13 protein-coding genes and 1 pseudogene are annotated in these 14,567 nt (G+C 68.7%); 7 read left to right on the top strand and 7 right to left on the bottom strand.

What is annotated here, in order from left to right:
- From BLQ03_RS03805 to BLQ03_RS18785, 5 genes and pseudogenes are all read right to left on the bottom strand, one after another.
- Positions 1-768, bottom strand: coding sequence for an ABC transporter ATP-binding protein (locus tag BLQ03_RS03805; protein WP_090753111.1), 768 nt, complete (start codon positions 766-768; stop codon positions 1-3).
- A complete protein-coding gene (gene fhuB, locus BLQ03_RS03800) occupies positions 765-2,741 on the bottom strand; it encodes a Fe(3+)-hydroxamate ABC transporter permease FhuB (protein ID WP_090753107.1) in 1,977 nt (658 codons plus the stop codon). Before fhuB ends, BLQ03_RS03805 begins: the two co-directional genes overlap by 4 nt.
- Complete coding sequence (locus BLQ03_RS03795) at positions 2,738-3,646, bottom strand: iron-siderophore ABC transporter substrate-binding protein (protein WP_090753105.1); 909 nt, start codon at positions 3,644-3,646, stop codon at positions 2,738-2,740. The genes fhuB and BLQ03_RS03795 overlap by 4 nt, the downstream gene beginning before the upstream one ends.
- Positions 3,640-4,905, bottom strand: coding sequence for a TonB-dependent siderophore receptor (locus BLQ03_RS18790; RefSeq protein ID WP_342672006.1), 1,266 nt, complete (start codon positions 4,903-4,905; stop codon positions 3,640-3,642). Before BLQ03_RS18790 ends, BLQ03_RS03795 begins: the two co-directional genes overlap by 7 nt.
- Positions 4,906-5,315: 410 nt before the next feature.
- Positions 5,316-5,756, bottom strand: a pseudogene (locus BLQ03_RS18785) (TonB-dependent receptor plug domain-containing protein); the annotation flags it as partial.
- 113 nt (positions 5,757-5,869) lie between these two features.
- Here BLQ03_RS18785 and BLQ03_RS03785 point away from each other — a divergent pair.
- Together BLQ03_RS03785 and BLQ03_RS18235 are read left to right on the top strand one after the other, a co-directional pair.
- Positions 5,870-6,844, top strand: a complete 975-nt coding sequence (locus tag BLQ03_RS03785; RefSeq protein WP_090753671.1) for a siderophore-interacting protein — start codon at positions 5,870-5,872, stop codon at positions 6,842-6,844.
- Positions 6,845-7,067: 223 nt separating this feature from the next.
- Positions 7,068-7,238 (top strand): hypothetical protein, encoded by a 171-nt coding sequence (locus BLQ03_RS18235; RefSeq protein ID WP_090753102.1) that lies wholly within the window; start codon positions 7,068-7,070, stop codon positions 7,236-7,238.
- Positions 7,239-7,420: 182 nt separating this feature from the next.
- Here BLQ03_RS18235 and BLQ03_RS03775 read toward each other — a convergent pair whose 3' ends face one another.
- A complete protein-coding gene (locus BLQ03_RS03775) occupies positions 7,421-8,482 on the bottom strand; it encodes a LacI family DNA-binding transcriptional regulator (RefSeq protein WP_245688670.1) in 1,062 nt (353 codons plus the stop codon).
- Positions 8,483-8,558: 76 nt separating this feature from the next.
- Between BLQ03_RS03775 and BLQ03_RS03770 the strand changes: the two genes are divergently transcribed.
- From BLQ03_RS03770 to BLQ03_RS03750, 5 genes are read left to right on the top strand one after another with little or no spacing between them, the layout of a single operon-like run.
- Complete coding sequence (locus tag BLQ03_RS03770; RefSeq protein WP_090753097.1) at positions 8,559-9,623, top strand: sugar phosphate isomerase/epimerase family protein; 1,065 nt, start codon at positions 8,559-8,561, stop codon at positions 9,621-9,623.
- Complete coding sequence (locus BLQ03_RS03765) at positions 9,616-10,725, top strand: Gfo/Idh/MocA family protein (protein ID WP_245688669.1); 1,110 nt, start codon at positions 9,616-9,618, stop codon at positions 10,723-10,725. Before BLQ03_RS03770 ends, BLQ03_RS03765 begins: the two co-directional genes overlap by 8 nt.
- Positions 10,722-12,221: a sugar ABC transporter ATP-binding protein gene (locus BLQ03_RS03760; protein ID WP_245688668.1), complete on the top strand. Its 1,500-nt coding sequence runs from the start codon at positions 10,722-10,724 to the stop codon at positions 12,219-12,221. Before BLQ03_RS03765 ends, BLQ03_RS03760 begins: the two co-directional genes overlap by 4 nt.
- Positions 12,218-13,183 carry an ABC transporter permease gene (locus BLQ03_RS03755; protein ID WP_090753092.1) on the top strand — a complete coding sequence of 322 codons (966 nt, stop codon included), beginning with the start codon at positions 12,218-12,220 and terminating at the stop codon, positions 13,181-13,183. The genes BLQ03_RS03760 and BLQ03_RS03755 overlap by 4 nt, the downstream gene beginning before the upstream one ends.
- Positions 13,184-13,212: 29 nt before the next feature.
- Complete coding sequence (locus BLQ03_RS03750; protein ID WP_090753090.1) at positions 13,213-14,175, top strand: ABC transporter substrate-binding protein; 963 nt, start codon at positions 13,213-13,215, stop codon at positions 14,173-14,175.
- An 84-nt stretch (positions 14,176-14,259) separates the two neighbouring features.
- On the opposite strand, the gene BLQ03_RS03745 is transcribed toward BLQ03_RS03750, so the two are convergent.
- Positions 14,260-14,567 (bottom strand): transposase (locus BLQ03_RS03745; RefSeq protein ID WP_139166620.1); only part of this gene is annotated, 308 nt, incomplete at its 5' end.

Below are 14,567 nucleotides of genomic sequence, written 5' to 3'. Positions count from 1 at the left end.
TCAAGCGGGGACGGCCACGGGAGTGCCATCGTCTTTCGTCAGGACCTGCATCGGCAGGCCATAGATCCGGTAAAGCGCCTCGGTCCGGATCAGTTCGGCGGGGCTGCCCTGCATCACCAGCCGCCCGCCTTTCAGCGCGACGATGTGGTCGCAGAAGCGTGCCGCCATGTTGACGTCATGCAGGACGATCACGGCGCTGCGGGTCTGCTCGTGGCACATCCGGCGGATAAGCGCCAGCACCTCGACCTGATGGGCGATGTCCAGGGCGCTGATCGGCTCGTCCAGCAGCAGGGTTCCGGCCTGCTGGGCGACCATCATCGCCAGCCACACCCGCTGCCGCTCGCCCCCCGACAGCGTATCCACCAACCGGTCGGCGAAGGGCGCGACGCCGCATTCCTGCATCGCAGCGGCCACGGCCTGATGATCGCGCGGGCCGAAGCGACCCAGCGCGCCGTGCCAGGGATAGCGACCGAGGGCCACCAGTTCGCGGACCAGCATCCCCTCGGCCGGGGGCGTGGTCTGCGGCAGGAAGGCAAGCCTGCGGGCATAGTCGCGCGGGCGCCAGTCGGAGAGGGGTCGGCCCTCGAAGGCGATGCGGCCGCTGGCGGCGACCTGCCGCGCCAGTACCTTCAGCAGCGTGGACTTGCCTGACCCGTTGTGCCCGATCAGCGCGATCACCTGTCCTGCCGGCAGGTCCAGCGTGATCCCGTCCAGCAGGCGGCGGCCGGGGACGTCCACGGACAGGTTTCCGATGGCAAACAGCGTCATCGCCCGGACCTCATCATCAGCCAGATCAGCCACGGTGCCCCGATCAACAAGGCGAACAGCCCCAGCGGCAACTCATAGGGGAACTCGGCCATGCGCGCGCCGAAATCGGCGGCCAGCATCAGCCCCGCGCCGATCAGGGCGGCGCCGGTGACGTGATGCCCGGGCCGGGCGAGCCCCAGGCGGCGGGACAGATGCGGGGCCATGAGGCCGACAAAGGACAGCGGCCCGACGAAGACCGTGGCCGCCCCCGTCGCCACGCCCGCCAGCAGGATCAGCGCCAGCCTTGCGTTCCGCAGAGGCAGGCCCAAACCCCCGGCCACGCCCGCGCCCAGCGGCAGGACGCCAAGCCAGCGCCGCGCGGCCAGCGCCGAGGCCCACAGCATCATGGCCACGGCGGCCAGGGCCAGCGCGCCGCCTGTCCTGACGGTGAAGGACGATCCGCTGAGCCAGCCGAGGATCGCCCAGGCCCGTGCGTCGCCTGCGGCCATCATCGCCGACAGCACCGACGAGGCCAGTGCGGACACGGCAATCCCGGCCAGCAGGATACGTTCCGAAGGCATCTCGCGGCGGCTCACGAAGGCCGCGACCAGCGCCAGCGCAAGGATGGCTCCGGCGATGGTGCCCGCGTTCAGCATCAGCGCGCCGGGCGCGGGAACGGCAAAGATCACCGCCGCAAAACCCAGCGATGCGCCGCCCGAGACGCCCAGCACCTCGGGCGAGGCGAGCGGGTTCACGGTCAGCCGTTGCAGGATCGCGCCCGCCAGCGCCAGCGCCGCCCCCGCCGAGGCCGCCGCGACCAGCCTTGGCAGGCGCATCGGCAGGAAGTCGCGGAAGCTCTGCCAGTCCAGCACCGCCCAGCCCCCGGGCACCCGGCCGATCCAGACAAGCACCACCACGGCCGCGAGAAGCCCTGCCGCCAGCGCCCCCAACAGGCGGCCGGGGCGGGTCAGACGTGGCGCCGGACCCTCGGCGGCCTCGGTGCCGGGCGGTGTCGAGCCCCGCAGGCGCGGCAGCAGCCAGATCAGCAGCGGCCCGCCCAGAAGGCCGGTCAGCGCGCCGGTCGGGAACATCTCGCCGCTGGTTCCCGCGACCAGCAGCACGAGCCCGTCGCAGACCGACAGGATCACCGCGCCGATCAGCGGCGACAGCGTCAGTACCTGCACCATGTCGCGGGCGCCAAAGGTGCGGGCCAGGGCGGGAGCGGCGAGGCCCACGAAGCCGACCAGCCCCAGTTCGGCCGACACGCTGGCCGCGATCCAGACGGCCAGCGCCACGGCAGCCAGCCGCACGAGGGCCACGTTCATGCCAAGGCCCGAAGCCCCCTCGGCGCCCAGCGACAGCACTCGCAGAGGGCGCGCCAGAGAGGCCGCCCCTAACCCGCCGAGCACCAGCACCAGCGCAAGGGCGCGCGCGCCCGACCAGTCCTGCTGGACCAGCGAGCCGCCGTTCCAGATCACCAGCGACAGCAGGTATTGCCCCTGAGCCAGCGTGACGGCGGCGGCGATGGCACTGGCGGTCATGCCGACCAGCATCCCCGCGATCACCATCGTCACCGGCGCGAAGGCCCGCCGCGCGCCGATCGCCAGCACCAGCGCCGCAGCTAGCCCAGCACCCGTCATGGCGACAGGCCAGCGCCCCCCCGCCAGCAGATCCGGCGCAAGGATCGTCGCCAGCACCAGTGCAAGCTGCGCCCCCGACGAAATCCCGAGCGTCGTCGGATCGGCCACCGGGTTGCGCAGCACTGCCTGCAGGATCGCGCCGGACAGGCCAAGCGCCGCCCCGGCCAGCAGCGCGATCACCCCGCGCGGCATCAGCCCGAAGCCCATCAGAATCTGGTCGAGGCTCATGGCGCCGGGCTGCAGCGGCAGACCCGGCCACTCGGCCCAGGGCAGGGCCTGCAACGCCGCCCCCAGCCACAGCCCGCCGGCCAGCACTGCCGCAAGCGGCAGCCAGAGGCGCAGCGCGGGCGTCATATGCCGGCGACCGATCCGGCGGCGAGCGCCTGCGACAGCAGCCGGGCAAAGCGCAGCGCGGCGGGGACTCCGCCGAAGGCATTGACCTCGGGCAGATGGTGGACTCGCCGTTCCGCCACCTGCGGCAGCGCCTGCCACAGCACGCTGCGGGACAAGGCGCGTCGTGCCTCGGGGGGAACGGCGCCGACGATCACCAGCCGCGCATCGGGCATGGTGGCCAGCCGCTCGACCGGGACAGGGGCGAGAAAGCTGAACTGCGTGCCCTCGGTCCAGGCATTGCGCAGACCCAGCCGCACCAGCGTGCTGCCGAACAGGCTGTCGAAGCCGAAGGCGCGCAGATGCCGGGCGTCACCAATGTTGACCAGGCAGAAGGGCCGATCGGCGAAACCGCCCAAGGCTGCGGCGCAGCGGTCCAGTTCTGCTTCGGCCCGCGCCTCGGCACGGACGGCGGTGTGCGGGTCGCCGATCGCCTCGGCCAAGGCGCGCAGCGCGGCAAAAGCCTTGGGCAGCGGCGGCTCGCCCGGGATGTAGAAAGGCAGGTTCAGGACCGGGGCGAGGCTCGCCAGCCGGTCCTCGTAGCGGGTGTAATAGGGCGAGGTCAGGATCAGGTCGGGCCGCGTCAGTTGCAGAAGCTCGAAGTTCGGCGCCCCGCGCAGCCCGAGATCCACGACCTCGGCGGCAATCGCCGGTTCGACGGCGTCGGCGCGAAAGCGGATCAGCTCGCAGGCGGCGACCGGCATGTGGCCCAGCGCCACGGCGGTTTCGAGCATCGCCCAGTCGATGGCGGCAAGGCGCGGTGCGGCAGGCGCCGCCTGCAAGGGCAAACCCGCCGCCAGCATAATGCCGGCGGCGGTCAAAACGGTGCGACGTGTGGGCCGGAGGGAAGCGGCCCCGCGTTTCACCATTTATAGGCAACCCTGGCGGACAGCGTGCGGCCCTCGCCATAGAAGCAGCCGAACGCACTGCAGCTGGCGACATAGGCCTCGTCGGTCAGGTTCGAGACATTCAGCGTGGCCTCGACATTTTCGCGCTCCCACCTGGCGGCGAGATCGACAAGCGTCACGCTGTCGAGTTCATCGGCATTAGCATCGTCCCCGAAGCGCTCGCCGACATGGCGGATGCCGCCGCCCGCCTGCAGCCCGTTACCGAAGTCGCGCATCACCCAGAGGCTGGCGAGGTGCCTGGGCGCGTTCGGCAGGGCGTTGCCCTCGTTGGCGCCCTCCTGCTGCTCGGTGTCGTTATAGGAATAGCTGGCCTGGACGTCCCAGGCCTCAGTCAGCGACGCAAGGCCCGACAGTTCGACGCCGCGCGACCTGACTTCGCCGATCTGGCGCAGCCCGCTGCGGGTTTCGCCATTGATCACCTCGGACACCGGGCGGGTCAGGTTGGTCTGGCGCAGGTCATAAAGGGCCAGCGTGAACAGCCCCTCGAAGGCCGATGGACTGTATTTCAGCCCGGCTTCCCACTGCTTGCCCTCGGTCGGCTCCAGCGCGTTGCCGGTAACGTCGCTGCCCGGCAGCGGCTCGAACGAGGTCGCATAGCTGAGATAGGGCATCAGCCCGTTGTCCATGATGTAGGACAGGCCCACGCGCCCCGTGGTCTGGCTGTCGTCGAAGCTGGAGTCCTGACCATAGGCCAGGCCGTCCTGCTCGGCCCGGTCGTGGCGCAGCCCCAGGGTGCCGCGCCAGTTGCCCCATTCCACCTCGTCCTGAACATACAGGCCGATCTGCCTGAAGGTGACGTCACGGCCGCCGCGGAAGCCGTTCAGGGTGACGGCGTCGGAATCATACTGCGGGTCGCGCAGGTCGAAGGCCGGGGCGGAGCCGAAGATGGTGAAGTCCCTGGCGTCGTATTTCTGCACGTCCAGGCCGAACAGCAGCCGGTGCACCGCCTGCCCCGTGGTCAGCTCGCCGCTCAACCGCGTGTCGAGGCTGATGGTCTCGCTTTCCTCGCTCTGGTCGATGGTGGTGCGGTTGAAGGTGCCGTCGGGATTGATGACCGGCTCGAAGCCCTGCACCGAGGTGCCGGTGTAATCCCAGTCGAACTTCTCGTAGCGGAAGCCCTGGGCGAGGGTCCAGCCGTTGTCGAGTTCGTGGCTGATCTCGACCCCGAGGTTCCACATCCGGCGGTTGCTGTCGTCGAAGCCCGGCTCGCCCGTGTAGATGTCGCGCAGATCCTCGTAGTCGCCCGGGAGATGCTGTCCCCCAGCGAGGTCAGCGCATAGGGGATGCCCACCGGACTAATCGGCGAATCGTCGGTGATCGAGGCCAGAAGGTCGATCGTCGTCGCGCCGTCGGTGTTCAGGCGCATCGCTGCGCCAAGATAGCCGCGCCTGTTCGTCAGCTCGTCAAGCTGGGTCTGGTCGTCGCGGGCGATGCCCGTCAGGCGCCAGGACAACACCTCGCTGGGGCTGCGGTTGACGTCGAAGAACAGCTGCCCCGAACTGTTGCTGTCCAGCCCTGCCCCGGCTTCGGCAAAGTCGCCGGCCTGCGCGCGTTTCTGCACCTGGTTGATGACGCCCGCCGGCGAGCCTGACCCGTACAGCGACGAGGACGGGCCGCGGATCACCTCGACCTGCTGCATGCCGTAGATCTCATAAGCTTGGGCGCCGAACAGCCGCCCCTGCCGCAGCCCGTTCACATATTGCGCGTTGTCCGAGGTGAAGCCGCGGATCGTCGGCGAGTTGAAGCGGGGATCGGCGCCGAAGGGCTGGCCCAGCACGCCGGTCGAGTAGGTCAGCGCCTCGCCCAGGCTTTCGGCGCCCTGCTGTTCGACCTGCTCGGTCGTCACGACCGACACGGACTGCTGGGTCTCGCTGACCGGCGTGTCCGACTTGGTGGAGGCCTGCGCATAATCGCTGACAAAGCCCTCGGCCTGCACCGAGGCATCGGTCGTGGCGGTCAGGGTGATGGTGTCAAGGGTGACTGCCTCTGTTTCCTGAGCGGCAGCGCCCGCGGCCGAAACCGCAAGGATGCTGGCGCTGGCAAGAAGGGCAGTGCGAAAACCGGGATACATGGCAGCGGCCTACTCAAACCAGGGATGATGTTGGTTGATCGAAATACTAGGTTATGTCAACGGCCCGTGCTAAGTGCGCACTGGCAACGTTGCCGATCAGCATCGAGGACTTGATGTCGGACCTGCGAAGCTTTCGTAGCGGAGGCGTGATCCCCCAGCCTTCGGGCGCGGCCGTGGCAGCGCTGAAGGCGCGGGCGGCCGCCTGGGAAGTGCCGCTGATCGAAAGCGCCGACCGGCTGAGCCTGCTGGTCTGGGACTGCGAACTGCGCCTGACGCCCCTGCCTGACAGCCTGCGCATCGATCTGTCCGGACCCGAGCAGCGGCTGGTCGGCAACTTGCGCGAAAGCGCCACCGAGCTGTTCGCCGAGGTCGGGCTGAGCGTCGTCTGGGATCATGTCGATGTGGGGGCGCTTGCGCCGGGGCTGTCGCTGATGCGGGTCGCCGGCGTCTCGCGGCCCGGCCCGAACTTCCTGCGGGTGCGGCTGGCCGGACCCGAGGCCGCACGCTTCGGCAGCGGCAGCCTGCATTTTCGCCTGCTTCTGCCGCCCGCAGGCCGCGCCGCCCAATGGCCGAGGGTCACCGAAAGCGGACGCACCGCCTGGCCCAAGGGACCGGACGCGCTGCACCGGCCGGTCTATACCGTGACCGATCAGCAGGATGACTGGCTGGAGTTCGACATCTTCCGCCATCCCGGCAGCCCCACCTGCGCCTGGGCCGAAGGAAGTCCCGAGGGGCAGGAGGTCGGAGTGATCGGGCCGGGTGGCGGCTGGTGCCCCGAAGCCGATCGGCTGTGCCTGTTCGGGGACGAGACCGCCCTGCCCGCCATCGCGCGGATGCTGAAGCTTGCGCGGGGGCAGGTGCGCGCCGTCCTGCGCTGCCCTGCGGACGATCTAGGCAGCTTGGGCACCGATCCCCGGGTCACCCGCTGCGAGGATCTTCTGTCGGCCTTCCGGCAGCATGAAGCCCTGCAGGGTGACGATTTCCTGTGGTTCGCGGGCAGCGCCGATCAGGCGCGCATGGCACGCCAGCACCTGCTGCAACTCGGCCGTGCCAGGAAGAGCTTCACTGTCGCAGCCTATTGGGCGTGATCCCGCACCTTGCCGCGATGCGTCCTTGCGGCAAGGATTTGAGCGGCGGACCATCCGGGCATCAAGCGCCGAGATGAAGCGCCTTCGACAAAGCCGCAAGGGACGCGCACCCGCAGGAACCCGGGACGCGCCTGACCGATTGAGCAAACGTCTGCGGCTGAGACGGCTCAGCTTCAGAGCGGGCGGAAGCGCTTCGCCCTTCAGGAATCATAGGGAGGACGGCATGGAAGACCAGATTCGAGACGCAATCCTGACCGAACTGAAGCGGCAGTCCGAAGATCCCGAATGCAATCTCAAGGTTTCCCAGGCTGACAGCCGGCTTACCGTCAACGGCGAGATAGACCTCGACGCCCTGACATTCGTGATCGTCGGCTCACTGGCCGGCGGACCATGATGCCGGATGGCTGCCCTCGGGCAGTCGGATCGGCCAGAGATCGGGCGAAAAGGACAGTCATGTCCATCGACCCTCCCCTTCTCGCCAGACCACTGCGGGCCTGAAAGCTGGACAGAATTTTCCGGCTGAACGCATCTTGCTGCCGGGGAATGCCGAAGCCTGTCTCTCCTGCCCCGCATCCTTCATGACGGCGCCGGACCGGCAGAGTTCCGCATCACCAGTTGGGGCGCAAGGACGGTGCAGGGCTCAACAGGCTGCCCCGCGATCAGCGCCATGAGAACGCGCGCCGCAGTGCTGCCGAGGTCTCGCTTGGGCTGCCGGATCGTGGTGAGCGGGACCGGCAGATGCGCGACCCAGTCGATCCCGTCGAAGCCGACGACCGAGACCTGCTCGGGCACCGAGACGCCGCGACGTTGAAGCTCGCCCATGAACCCGGCGGCGGATTCGTCGCTGAAGCCGATCACGGCTGTGGGCCGGTCGGCGGCGGGGGTGTCGAGCCACCTTTCGGCTGCGCGGACGCCCGACTCGAGTGTGAAATCGCCCGCGTAGCCCGACCCCGGATCGGGCAGTGCGCGGGCCAGGCCCTTGACCCGGGCCTTGTGCAGCACGTTGTCTCCGGGGCCGCCGATCCAGCCGATGCGGCGATGGCCCAGGGCCAGCAGGTGCCGGGCCGCCAGTTCCGTGCCGGCGGCGTTGTCCAGGACGACGCGCGGAAGGGGCGCGCCCTCGATCCATTCGCAGGCCATCACCACCGGCGGCGCGCCGGGAAGCGCCGCAAGGTCGCCCGCCGTCACCTGCCCGTCCAGAAGGATGATCCCGTCCGCGCGCGAGGGGTCGAGGAAACGGCGCAGCGCGCGATGGCGCCCGCCCGGCGCCATCGTGTCCCCCACCAGCAGGTCGTACCCTTGGGCATTCAGCGCCGCGCCCATCCCGGCAAGGATCTTGGCGAAGAACGGGTTGCCCAGATTGGGGACCAGCGCCACGATCGCGCCGGTCCGCCCCTTCCGCAGGTTCCGCGCGGCGTGATTCATGCGATAGCCGGTGGCGGTGATCGCCCGCTGCACCGCATCGCGCGTGTCGGTTGAAAGCAGATCGGGCCGGGAAAGCGCCCTCGACACGGTGGCGACCGAGACCCCCGCAAGGCGCGCCACGTCCGCAAGCCGCGCTGCCCCCTGTCTTGTCCGCTCGGATTCCGTATTGCCCATGACCTGAACTATGGGGTGCGGGAACCCGGGCGCAAGCATTCGCGGGCGGCTTCAACAGAACTGTTGCAAACGATTACATCGCTGGTCTAGCCTTCCTGTCAGGGGGAGGATCCGAATGAGGACCATCAAGGGGCCTGCGCTGTTTCTGGCGCAGTTCGCCGGGGATCAGGCGCCGTTCGACAGCTGGGACGGCATCACCCGCTGGGCCGCGTCGCTCGGCTATGAGGGCGTGCAGGTGCCCAGCCTGGACGCGCGGCTGATCGACCTCGACCTTGCCGCCGGGTCGCAGGATTATCGGGACGAGTTCCTCGGCACGGCACGCGCGAACGGCGTCGAGGTGACCGAGCTTTCCGCCCATCTGCAGGGCCAGCTGGTCGCCGTGCATCCGGCTTATGACGTGGCCTTCGACGCCTTTGCGCCGTCCCCTGTCCACGGCAATCCGGCTGCGAGGCAGGCATGGGCGACCGATCAGGTCGGCAAGGCGATCCGCGCCAGCGCCGCGATGGGACTGAAGGCCATGGCGAGTTTTTCGGGCGCGCTGGCGTGGCCCTACCTTTACCCTTGGCCGCAGCGGGCGCCGGGGTTGGTGGACCTTGCCTTCGACGAACTCGCGCGCCGCTGGCGGCCCCTGCTCGACCTGGCCGACGAGAACGGCGTCGACATCTGCTACGAGATCCACCCGGGCGAGGACCTGCATGACGGCGCGAGCTTCGAGATGTTTCTCGACCGCGTCGGCCAGCATCCGCGGGCCAACATGCTATACGACCCGTCGCACTACCTGCTGCAGCAGCTCGATTATCTCGACAACATCGACATCTACCACGACCGCATCCGCATGTTCCACGTCAAGGATGCCGAGTTCCGGCCGACCGGGCGGCAGGGCGTCTATGGCGGCTATCAGTCATGGGTAGAGCGCGCCGGGCGGTTCCGCAGCCTCGGCGACGGACAGGTGGATTTCGGCGCGATCTTCTCGAAGCTCGCGCAATATGACTTCGACGGCTGGGCGGTCGTGGAATGGGAATGCGCGCTGAAGCATCCCGAGGATGGCGCGCGCGAGGGGGCGGAGTTCGTCCGCCGCCACATCATCCGCACGACGCCGCATGCATTCGACGACTTCGCATCGCAGCGCACGGACGAGGCGGCGAACCGCCGTGCGCTGGGGCTGGCGGCCAATGGCTGAGGCGCCCTGCCCCATCCCGCTGGGCATGGTGGGCGGCGGCGAAGGCGCCTTCATCGGCGCGGTCCATCGCATCGCCGCGCGGATGGACGGCCACTTCCGGCTGGTCGCAGGCGCGCTGTCCTCGGATGCTGCACGGGCCGAGGCTTCGGCCAGGGCCCTGGGGCTCGACCGCGCCTACGTCGATTTCCGCGAGATGGCGCGGGCCGAGGCGGCGCGCCCTGACGGCATCCGGGCAGTGTCGGTCGTGACCCCCAACCACCTGCACGCGCCCGTCGCCGTCGCCTTTCTCGACGCGGGCATCCACGTCATCTGCGACAAGCCCCTGGCCGCGACGCCGGAGCAGGCGCAGGCCATCGCCGAGGCTGCCATGCGCAGCCGGGCGCGGTTCTTCCTGACCCACAACTACTGCGCCAATCCGATGGTGCGAGAGGCCAAGGCCATCGTGGCCGAGGGCGGGATCGGCGATCTGCGGCTAGTCCAGGCGGAATACCTTCAGGGCTGGCTTGCGGACGAGGTGCACAGCAAACAGGCCGACTGGCGCACCGATCCGGCGCAGGCGGGCGCGGGCGCCATCGGCGACATCGGCACCCATGCCTGGCAGCTTGCCGCCTTCGTGACGGGCGAAACGCCGGTGGCGCTTGCCGCCGAGCTGTCCAGCATGGTGCCGGGACGGCGCGTGGACGACGACGTGCGGGTGATGCTGCGCTATGCTTCGGGCGCGCGGGGCGGGTTGTGGGCCAGCCAGGTCGCCGTTGGGCGCGAGAACGGCCTGTCGCTGCGCATCTTCGGCACCAAGGGTGCGCTGGAATGGCACCAGGAGGACCCCGAGCGGCTGATCTTTACAGTGAAGGGTGAGCCGCCGCGCATCCTGACCCGCGCGCAGGACCGCTCGGCGTCCTTCCGCACCCCGCCCGGCCACCCCGAGGGCTATCTGGAGGCCTTCGCCAATCTGTACTCCGATATCGCGACGGTGATCCGGGGCAACGAGGGACCGCTCGCGCGGTTGCCGGGGCTGGCCGACGGGCTGTCCGGCATGGCCTTCATCGCGGCGGCGCAGGCCTCGGCTGCGCGGGACGGCGCATGGGTCGAGGTGCACCCGTGACGCCGGTGCTCGCGCTCGACAAGGTCACGAAGAGCTTCGGGCCCGTCGAGGTGCTGCACGGCATCGACCTTGCGCTGAGCGCGGGCGAGGTCCATGCGCTGATCGGCGAAAACGGCGCTGGCAAGTCCACGATCATGAAGATCTTGGGCGGCTTTCTGACCCCGACCTCGGGACAGGTGCTGCTGGACGGCCACCCTGCCCCCTTCCGCAGCGGACCGGAGGCCGAGGCGGCCGGGATCGTTGTCATCCACCAGGAATTCAACCTCGCCCCCGATCTGTCGGTCGCGGCCAACATCTTTCTGGGGCGCGAGATCAGTCGCGGCGTGCGCCTGGACCACACAGCCATGCGTGCCGCGGCCGCCGAGCTGCTGGACCGTCTCGGCACCGCGATCCGCCCCGAGGCACGCATCCGCGATCTGTCCGTGCCCGACCGCCAGATGGTCGAGATCGCCAAGGCCCTGTCCCGCAAGGCCCGCGTTCTCATCATGGACGAGCCTTCCGCCGCCCTGACCCACCGCGAGGTGGATGCGCTTTACGCGCAGGTGGACCGGCTCAGGGCCGAGGGCGTGGCGCTGATGTTCTGTTCGCACCGGCTGGACGAGGTCGCGCGGCTGGCCGACCGCATCACCGTCCTGCGCGACGGCGCGGTGGTGCGCCGGGCCCTGCGCGGGGAACTGACCGATGACGGCATGGCCACCGCCATGGTCGGGCGCGAGCTTCGGGACATCTTCCCGCCCAAGGACACGCCCGCCGGAGAGGAACTGCTGCGCGTCGAAGGGCTGAGCGTGCCGGGCGCGGTGCAAGTGGGCAATGTCTCGCTCACTCTGCATCGGGGCGAGGTACTGGGGATCGCAGGTCTTGTGGGTTCCGGGCGAACGGAACTGGCCGAGGCCATCGCCGGCCTTCGTCCGTCCAGCGGGACCATCTCCGTCCGGGGCCAGCCGACGGCGATCCGCCACGCTCGCGATGCTGCGGCGGCCGGGATCGCCTATCTGACAGAGGACCGGAAGGAAGCCGGGCTGCTGCTGGACAAGCCCCTGACCGAGAACCTGACGCTGGCCGCGCTGGACCGCTTCGGCTTCCGCATCGACCGCGCGCGTGAACGGCAGGCGATGGCCGATGCGACGCGCGACTTCGACATCCGCGCCGCCTCAACCGCGATGCCCGCGGGCGCGCTGTCGGGCGGCAACCAGCAGAAGCTGCTGCTGGCCAAGACCATGCTGACCGAGCCCGAGATCATCCTGATCGACGAACCGACCCGGGGCATCGACATCGGCACCAAGCAGCAGATCTACAATTTCGTCCGGGCCCTGGCGCGCGCGGGCAAGGGGGTGATCGTGATCTCGTCCGAACTGCCCGAGGTGATGGGCCTGTCCGACCGCGTGCTGGTCATGCGGCAGGGCAGCCTTGCGGGCGAGGTCAAGGGCGCCCGGATCACCGAGGAGAACATCGTCCGGCTGGCCATGGGCCTCGGCCGCGAGGCGGAGCCTGCATGAAACGCATCGACCTGCATCTTCTCGGTCCCCTGGTCGCTCTGGTCGGGCTGTTCATCCTAGGCGCGCTGCTGAACCCGGCCTTCCTTGCGCCCGCGAACCTGTCGAACGTGCTGGCGCGCTCGGCCTTCATCGGGCTGATCGCGGTCGGCATGACCTTTGTCATCACCCAGGGCGGGCTGGACCTGTCGGTCGGCTCGATGGCGGCCTTCCTCGCGGGCATCACCATCATGGCGATGAACGCGCTGGCCCCCTTCACGGGCGAAAACTGGGGCACGATCCTGATCGGCATGGGCGTCGCTATGGCGGGCGGAGTGCTGGCGGGCTTCGTCAACGGCGCGCTGATCACCCGCGCGCGGATCGAGGCCTTCATCGTCACGCTAGGCACGATGGGCATCTTCCGCAGCCTCGTCACCTGGCTGGCGGACGGCGGCACGCTCAGCCTCGACAGCGGTCTCAGGACGCTTTACCGGCCCGTCTATTTCAGCGGCATCGGCTGGATCACCTGGCCGATCATCGTCTTCGCCATTGTCGCGATCCTTGGCGAATGGACCATGCGCCACACGCGCTTCGGCCGCCACGTCGAGGCGATCGGCTCGAATGACCGCGTGGCGCGCTATTCGGCCGTGGATGTCGAGCGGGTGCGGCTGATGACCTATGTCCTTCTGGGCGCGCTGGTCGGGCTGGCCACGATCCTTTATGTCCCGCGCCTCGGCTCGGCCTCGGGCTCGACCGGCGTGCTGTGGGAACTGGAAGCCATCGCCGCCGTCATCATCGGCGGCACGGCGCTGAAGGGCGGGCGGGGACGCGTCTGGGGAACCGTCGTGGGCGTCCTGATCCTGTCGCTGATCGACAACATCCTGAACCTGGCGGACCTGGTCAGCCCCTATCTGAACGGGGCGATCCAAGGCGTCATCATCGTGCTTGCTGTGGTGCTGCAGCGGGAAAAAAGGTCCGCCGAGTAACGGGCCGGCCCTAGGGAGGAAACAAGGGAATGGAACGTCGCAATCTGCTGAAGCTGCCGCTGGCCGCAGCCGCGCTGACGCTAGCGGGGGGCGTGGCCCTCGCGCAGGAGGCCGAGAAGAAGGTGATCGGCGTGTCGATCCCCTCGGCCACCCACGGCTTCATGGGCGGGCTGAACTGGCATGCCCAGGACACCATCGCGCGGCTGGGCAAAGTCTACCCGAACATCGAGTTCGTGCTGTCCACCGCCGGTGACGCCGCCAAGCAGGTTTCGGACATCGAGGACATGCTGGCCACCCGCAACATCGACGGCCTCGTGGTGCTGCCCTTCGAGTCCGAGCCCCTGACCGACCCGGTCAAGCAGGTCAAGGCTGCGGGCAAGTTCGTCACCGTCGTGGACCGGGGCCTGTCCGAGGAAGGGATCGAGGATCTTTATGTCGCGGGCGACAACACCGCCTTCGGCCGCGTCGCGGGCGAGTATTTCCGCGACAACCTGCCCGCAGGCGCGAAGATCGTCGTGCTGCGCGGCATCCCCACTACGCTCGACAACGAGCGGGTCGAGGCATTCCAGGCGGCGCTTCAGGGGTCCGACAAGGAAATCCTCGACATGCAGCACGGCAACTGGAACCGCGACGACGCCTTCAAGGTGATGCAGGACTATCTGGCCAAGTATCCTGAGATCGACGCCGTCTGGGCGGCCGACGACGACATGGCCGTGGGCGTGCTGGAAGCCATCGCCCAGGCGGGCCGCGAGGACCAGATGGTCGTCGTCGGCGGCGCGGGGATGAAGGACATCGTCAAGCGGATCATGGACAAGGACCCGCAACTCCCGGTGAACGTGACCTATCCTCCGGCTCTGATCTCGTCCGCGATCGAGATGACCGCGTTGCGCTTCATGTCCAACGCGCCGATGGCGGGCCGCTACATCATCGGCAGCCAGCTGATCACCCCCGAGAACGCCGAGCAGTTCTATTACCCCGACAGCCCGTTCTAAACGGGCAACGAAAGGGCGCCCGTGTAAGCGGCGCCCTTTTGCGTTCCTGTGCTCGCTACGACTGGGGTCAGGACTCGTTAAGTTTCATAGCCAGAAGATGATGGTTGCGGCGAGTGCGATAGCGGACAGGAACACCTTCGGGCATCTGTCGTAACGCGTGGCGATGCGCCGCCAGTCTTTCAGGCGGCCAAACATGATCTCGATCCTGTTGCGGCGTTTGTAGCGGCGCTTGTCATATTTTACGGACCGTCCACGGGACTTTCGCCCCGGAATGCAGGGAGTGATCCCTTTGTCTTTCAGGGCATTTCTGAACCAGTTGGCATCGTAGCCCCGGTCTGCCAGCAACCATTCCGCTGAGGGCAAACCTTCCAGCAGGGCGGCGGCGCCAGTGT

It is taken from the genome of Paracoccus chinensis, from assembly GCF_900102885.1.
Taxonomy (GTDB): Bacteria; Pseudomonadota; Alphaproteobacteria; order Rhodobacterales; family Rhodobacteraceae; genus Paracoccus; species Paracoccus chinensis.
The sequence above is the reverse complement of the archived record's forward strand: the minus strand, read 5'-3'. Positions and strand labels throughout refer to the sequence as shown.

Excerpts from the sequence above, each read along its gene's own strand:
- BLQ03_RS03805 (WP_090753111.1), bottom strand. The coding sequence starts at position 768 with ATGACGCTGTTTGCCATCGGAAACCTGTCCGTGGACGTCCCCGGCCGC.
- fhuB (WP_090753107.1), bottom strand. The coding sequence starts at position 2,741 with ATGACGCCCGCGCTGCGCCTCTGGCTGCCGCTTGCGGCAGTGCTGGCC.
- BLQ03_RS03795 (WP_090753105.1), bottom strand. The coding sequence starts at position 3,646 with ATGGTGAAACGCGGGGCCGCTTCCCTCCGGCCCACACGTCGCACCGTT.
- BLQ03_RS03785 (WP_090753671.1), top strand. The coding sequence starts at position 5,870 with ATGTCGGACCTGCGAAGCTTTCGTAGCGGAGGCGTGATCCCCCAGCCT.
- BLQ03_RS18235 (WP_090753102.1), top strand. The coding sequence starts at position 7,068 with ATGGAAGACCAGATTCGAGACGCAATCCTGACCGAACTGAAGCGGCAG.
- BLQ03_RS03775 (WP_245688670.1), bottom strand. The coding sequence starts at position 8,482 with ATGCTTGCGCCCGGGTTCCCGCACCCCATAGTTCAGGTCATGGGCAAT.
- BLQ03_RS03770 (WP_090753097.1), top strand. The coding sequence starts at position 8,559 with ATGAGGACCATCAAGGGGCCTGCGCTGTTTCTGGCGCAGTTCGCCGGG.
- BLQ03_RS03765 (WP_245688669.1), top strand. The coding sequence starts at position 9,616 with ATGGCTGAGGCGCCCTGCCCCATCCCGCTGGGCATGGTGGGCGGCGGC.
- BLQ03_RS03755 (WP_090753092.1), top strand. The coding sequence starts at position 12,218 with ATGAAACGCATCGACCTGCATCTTCTCGGTCCCCTGGTCGCTCTGGTC.
- BLQ03_RS03750 (WP_090753090.1), top strand. The coding sequence starts at position 13,213 with ATGGAACGTCGCAATCTGCTGAAGCTGCCGCTGGCCGCAGCCGCGCTG.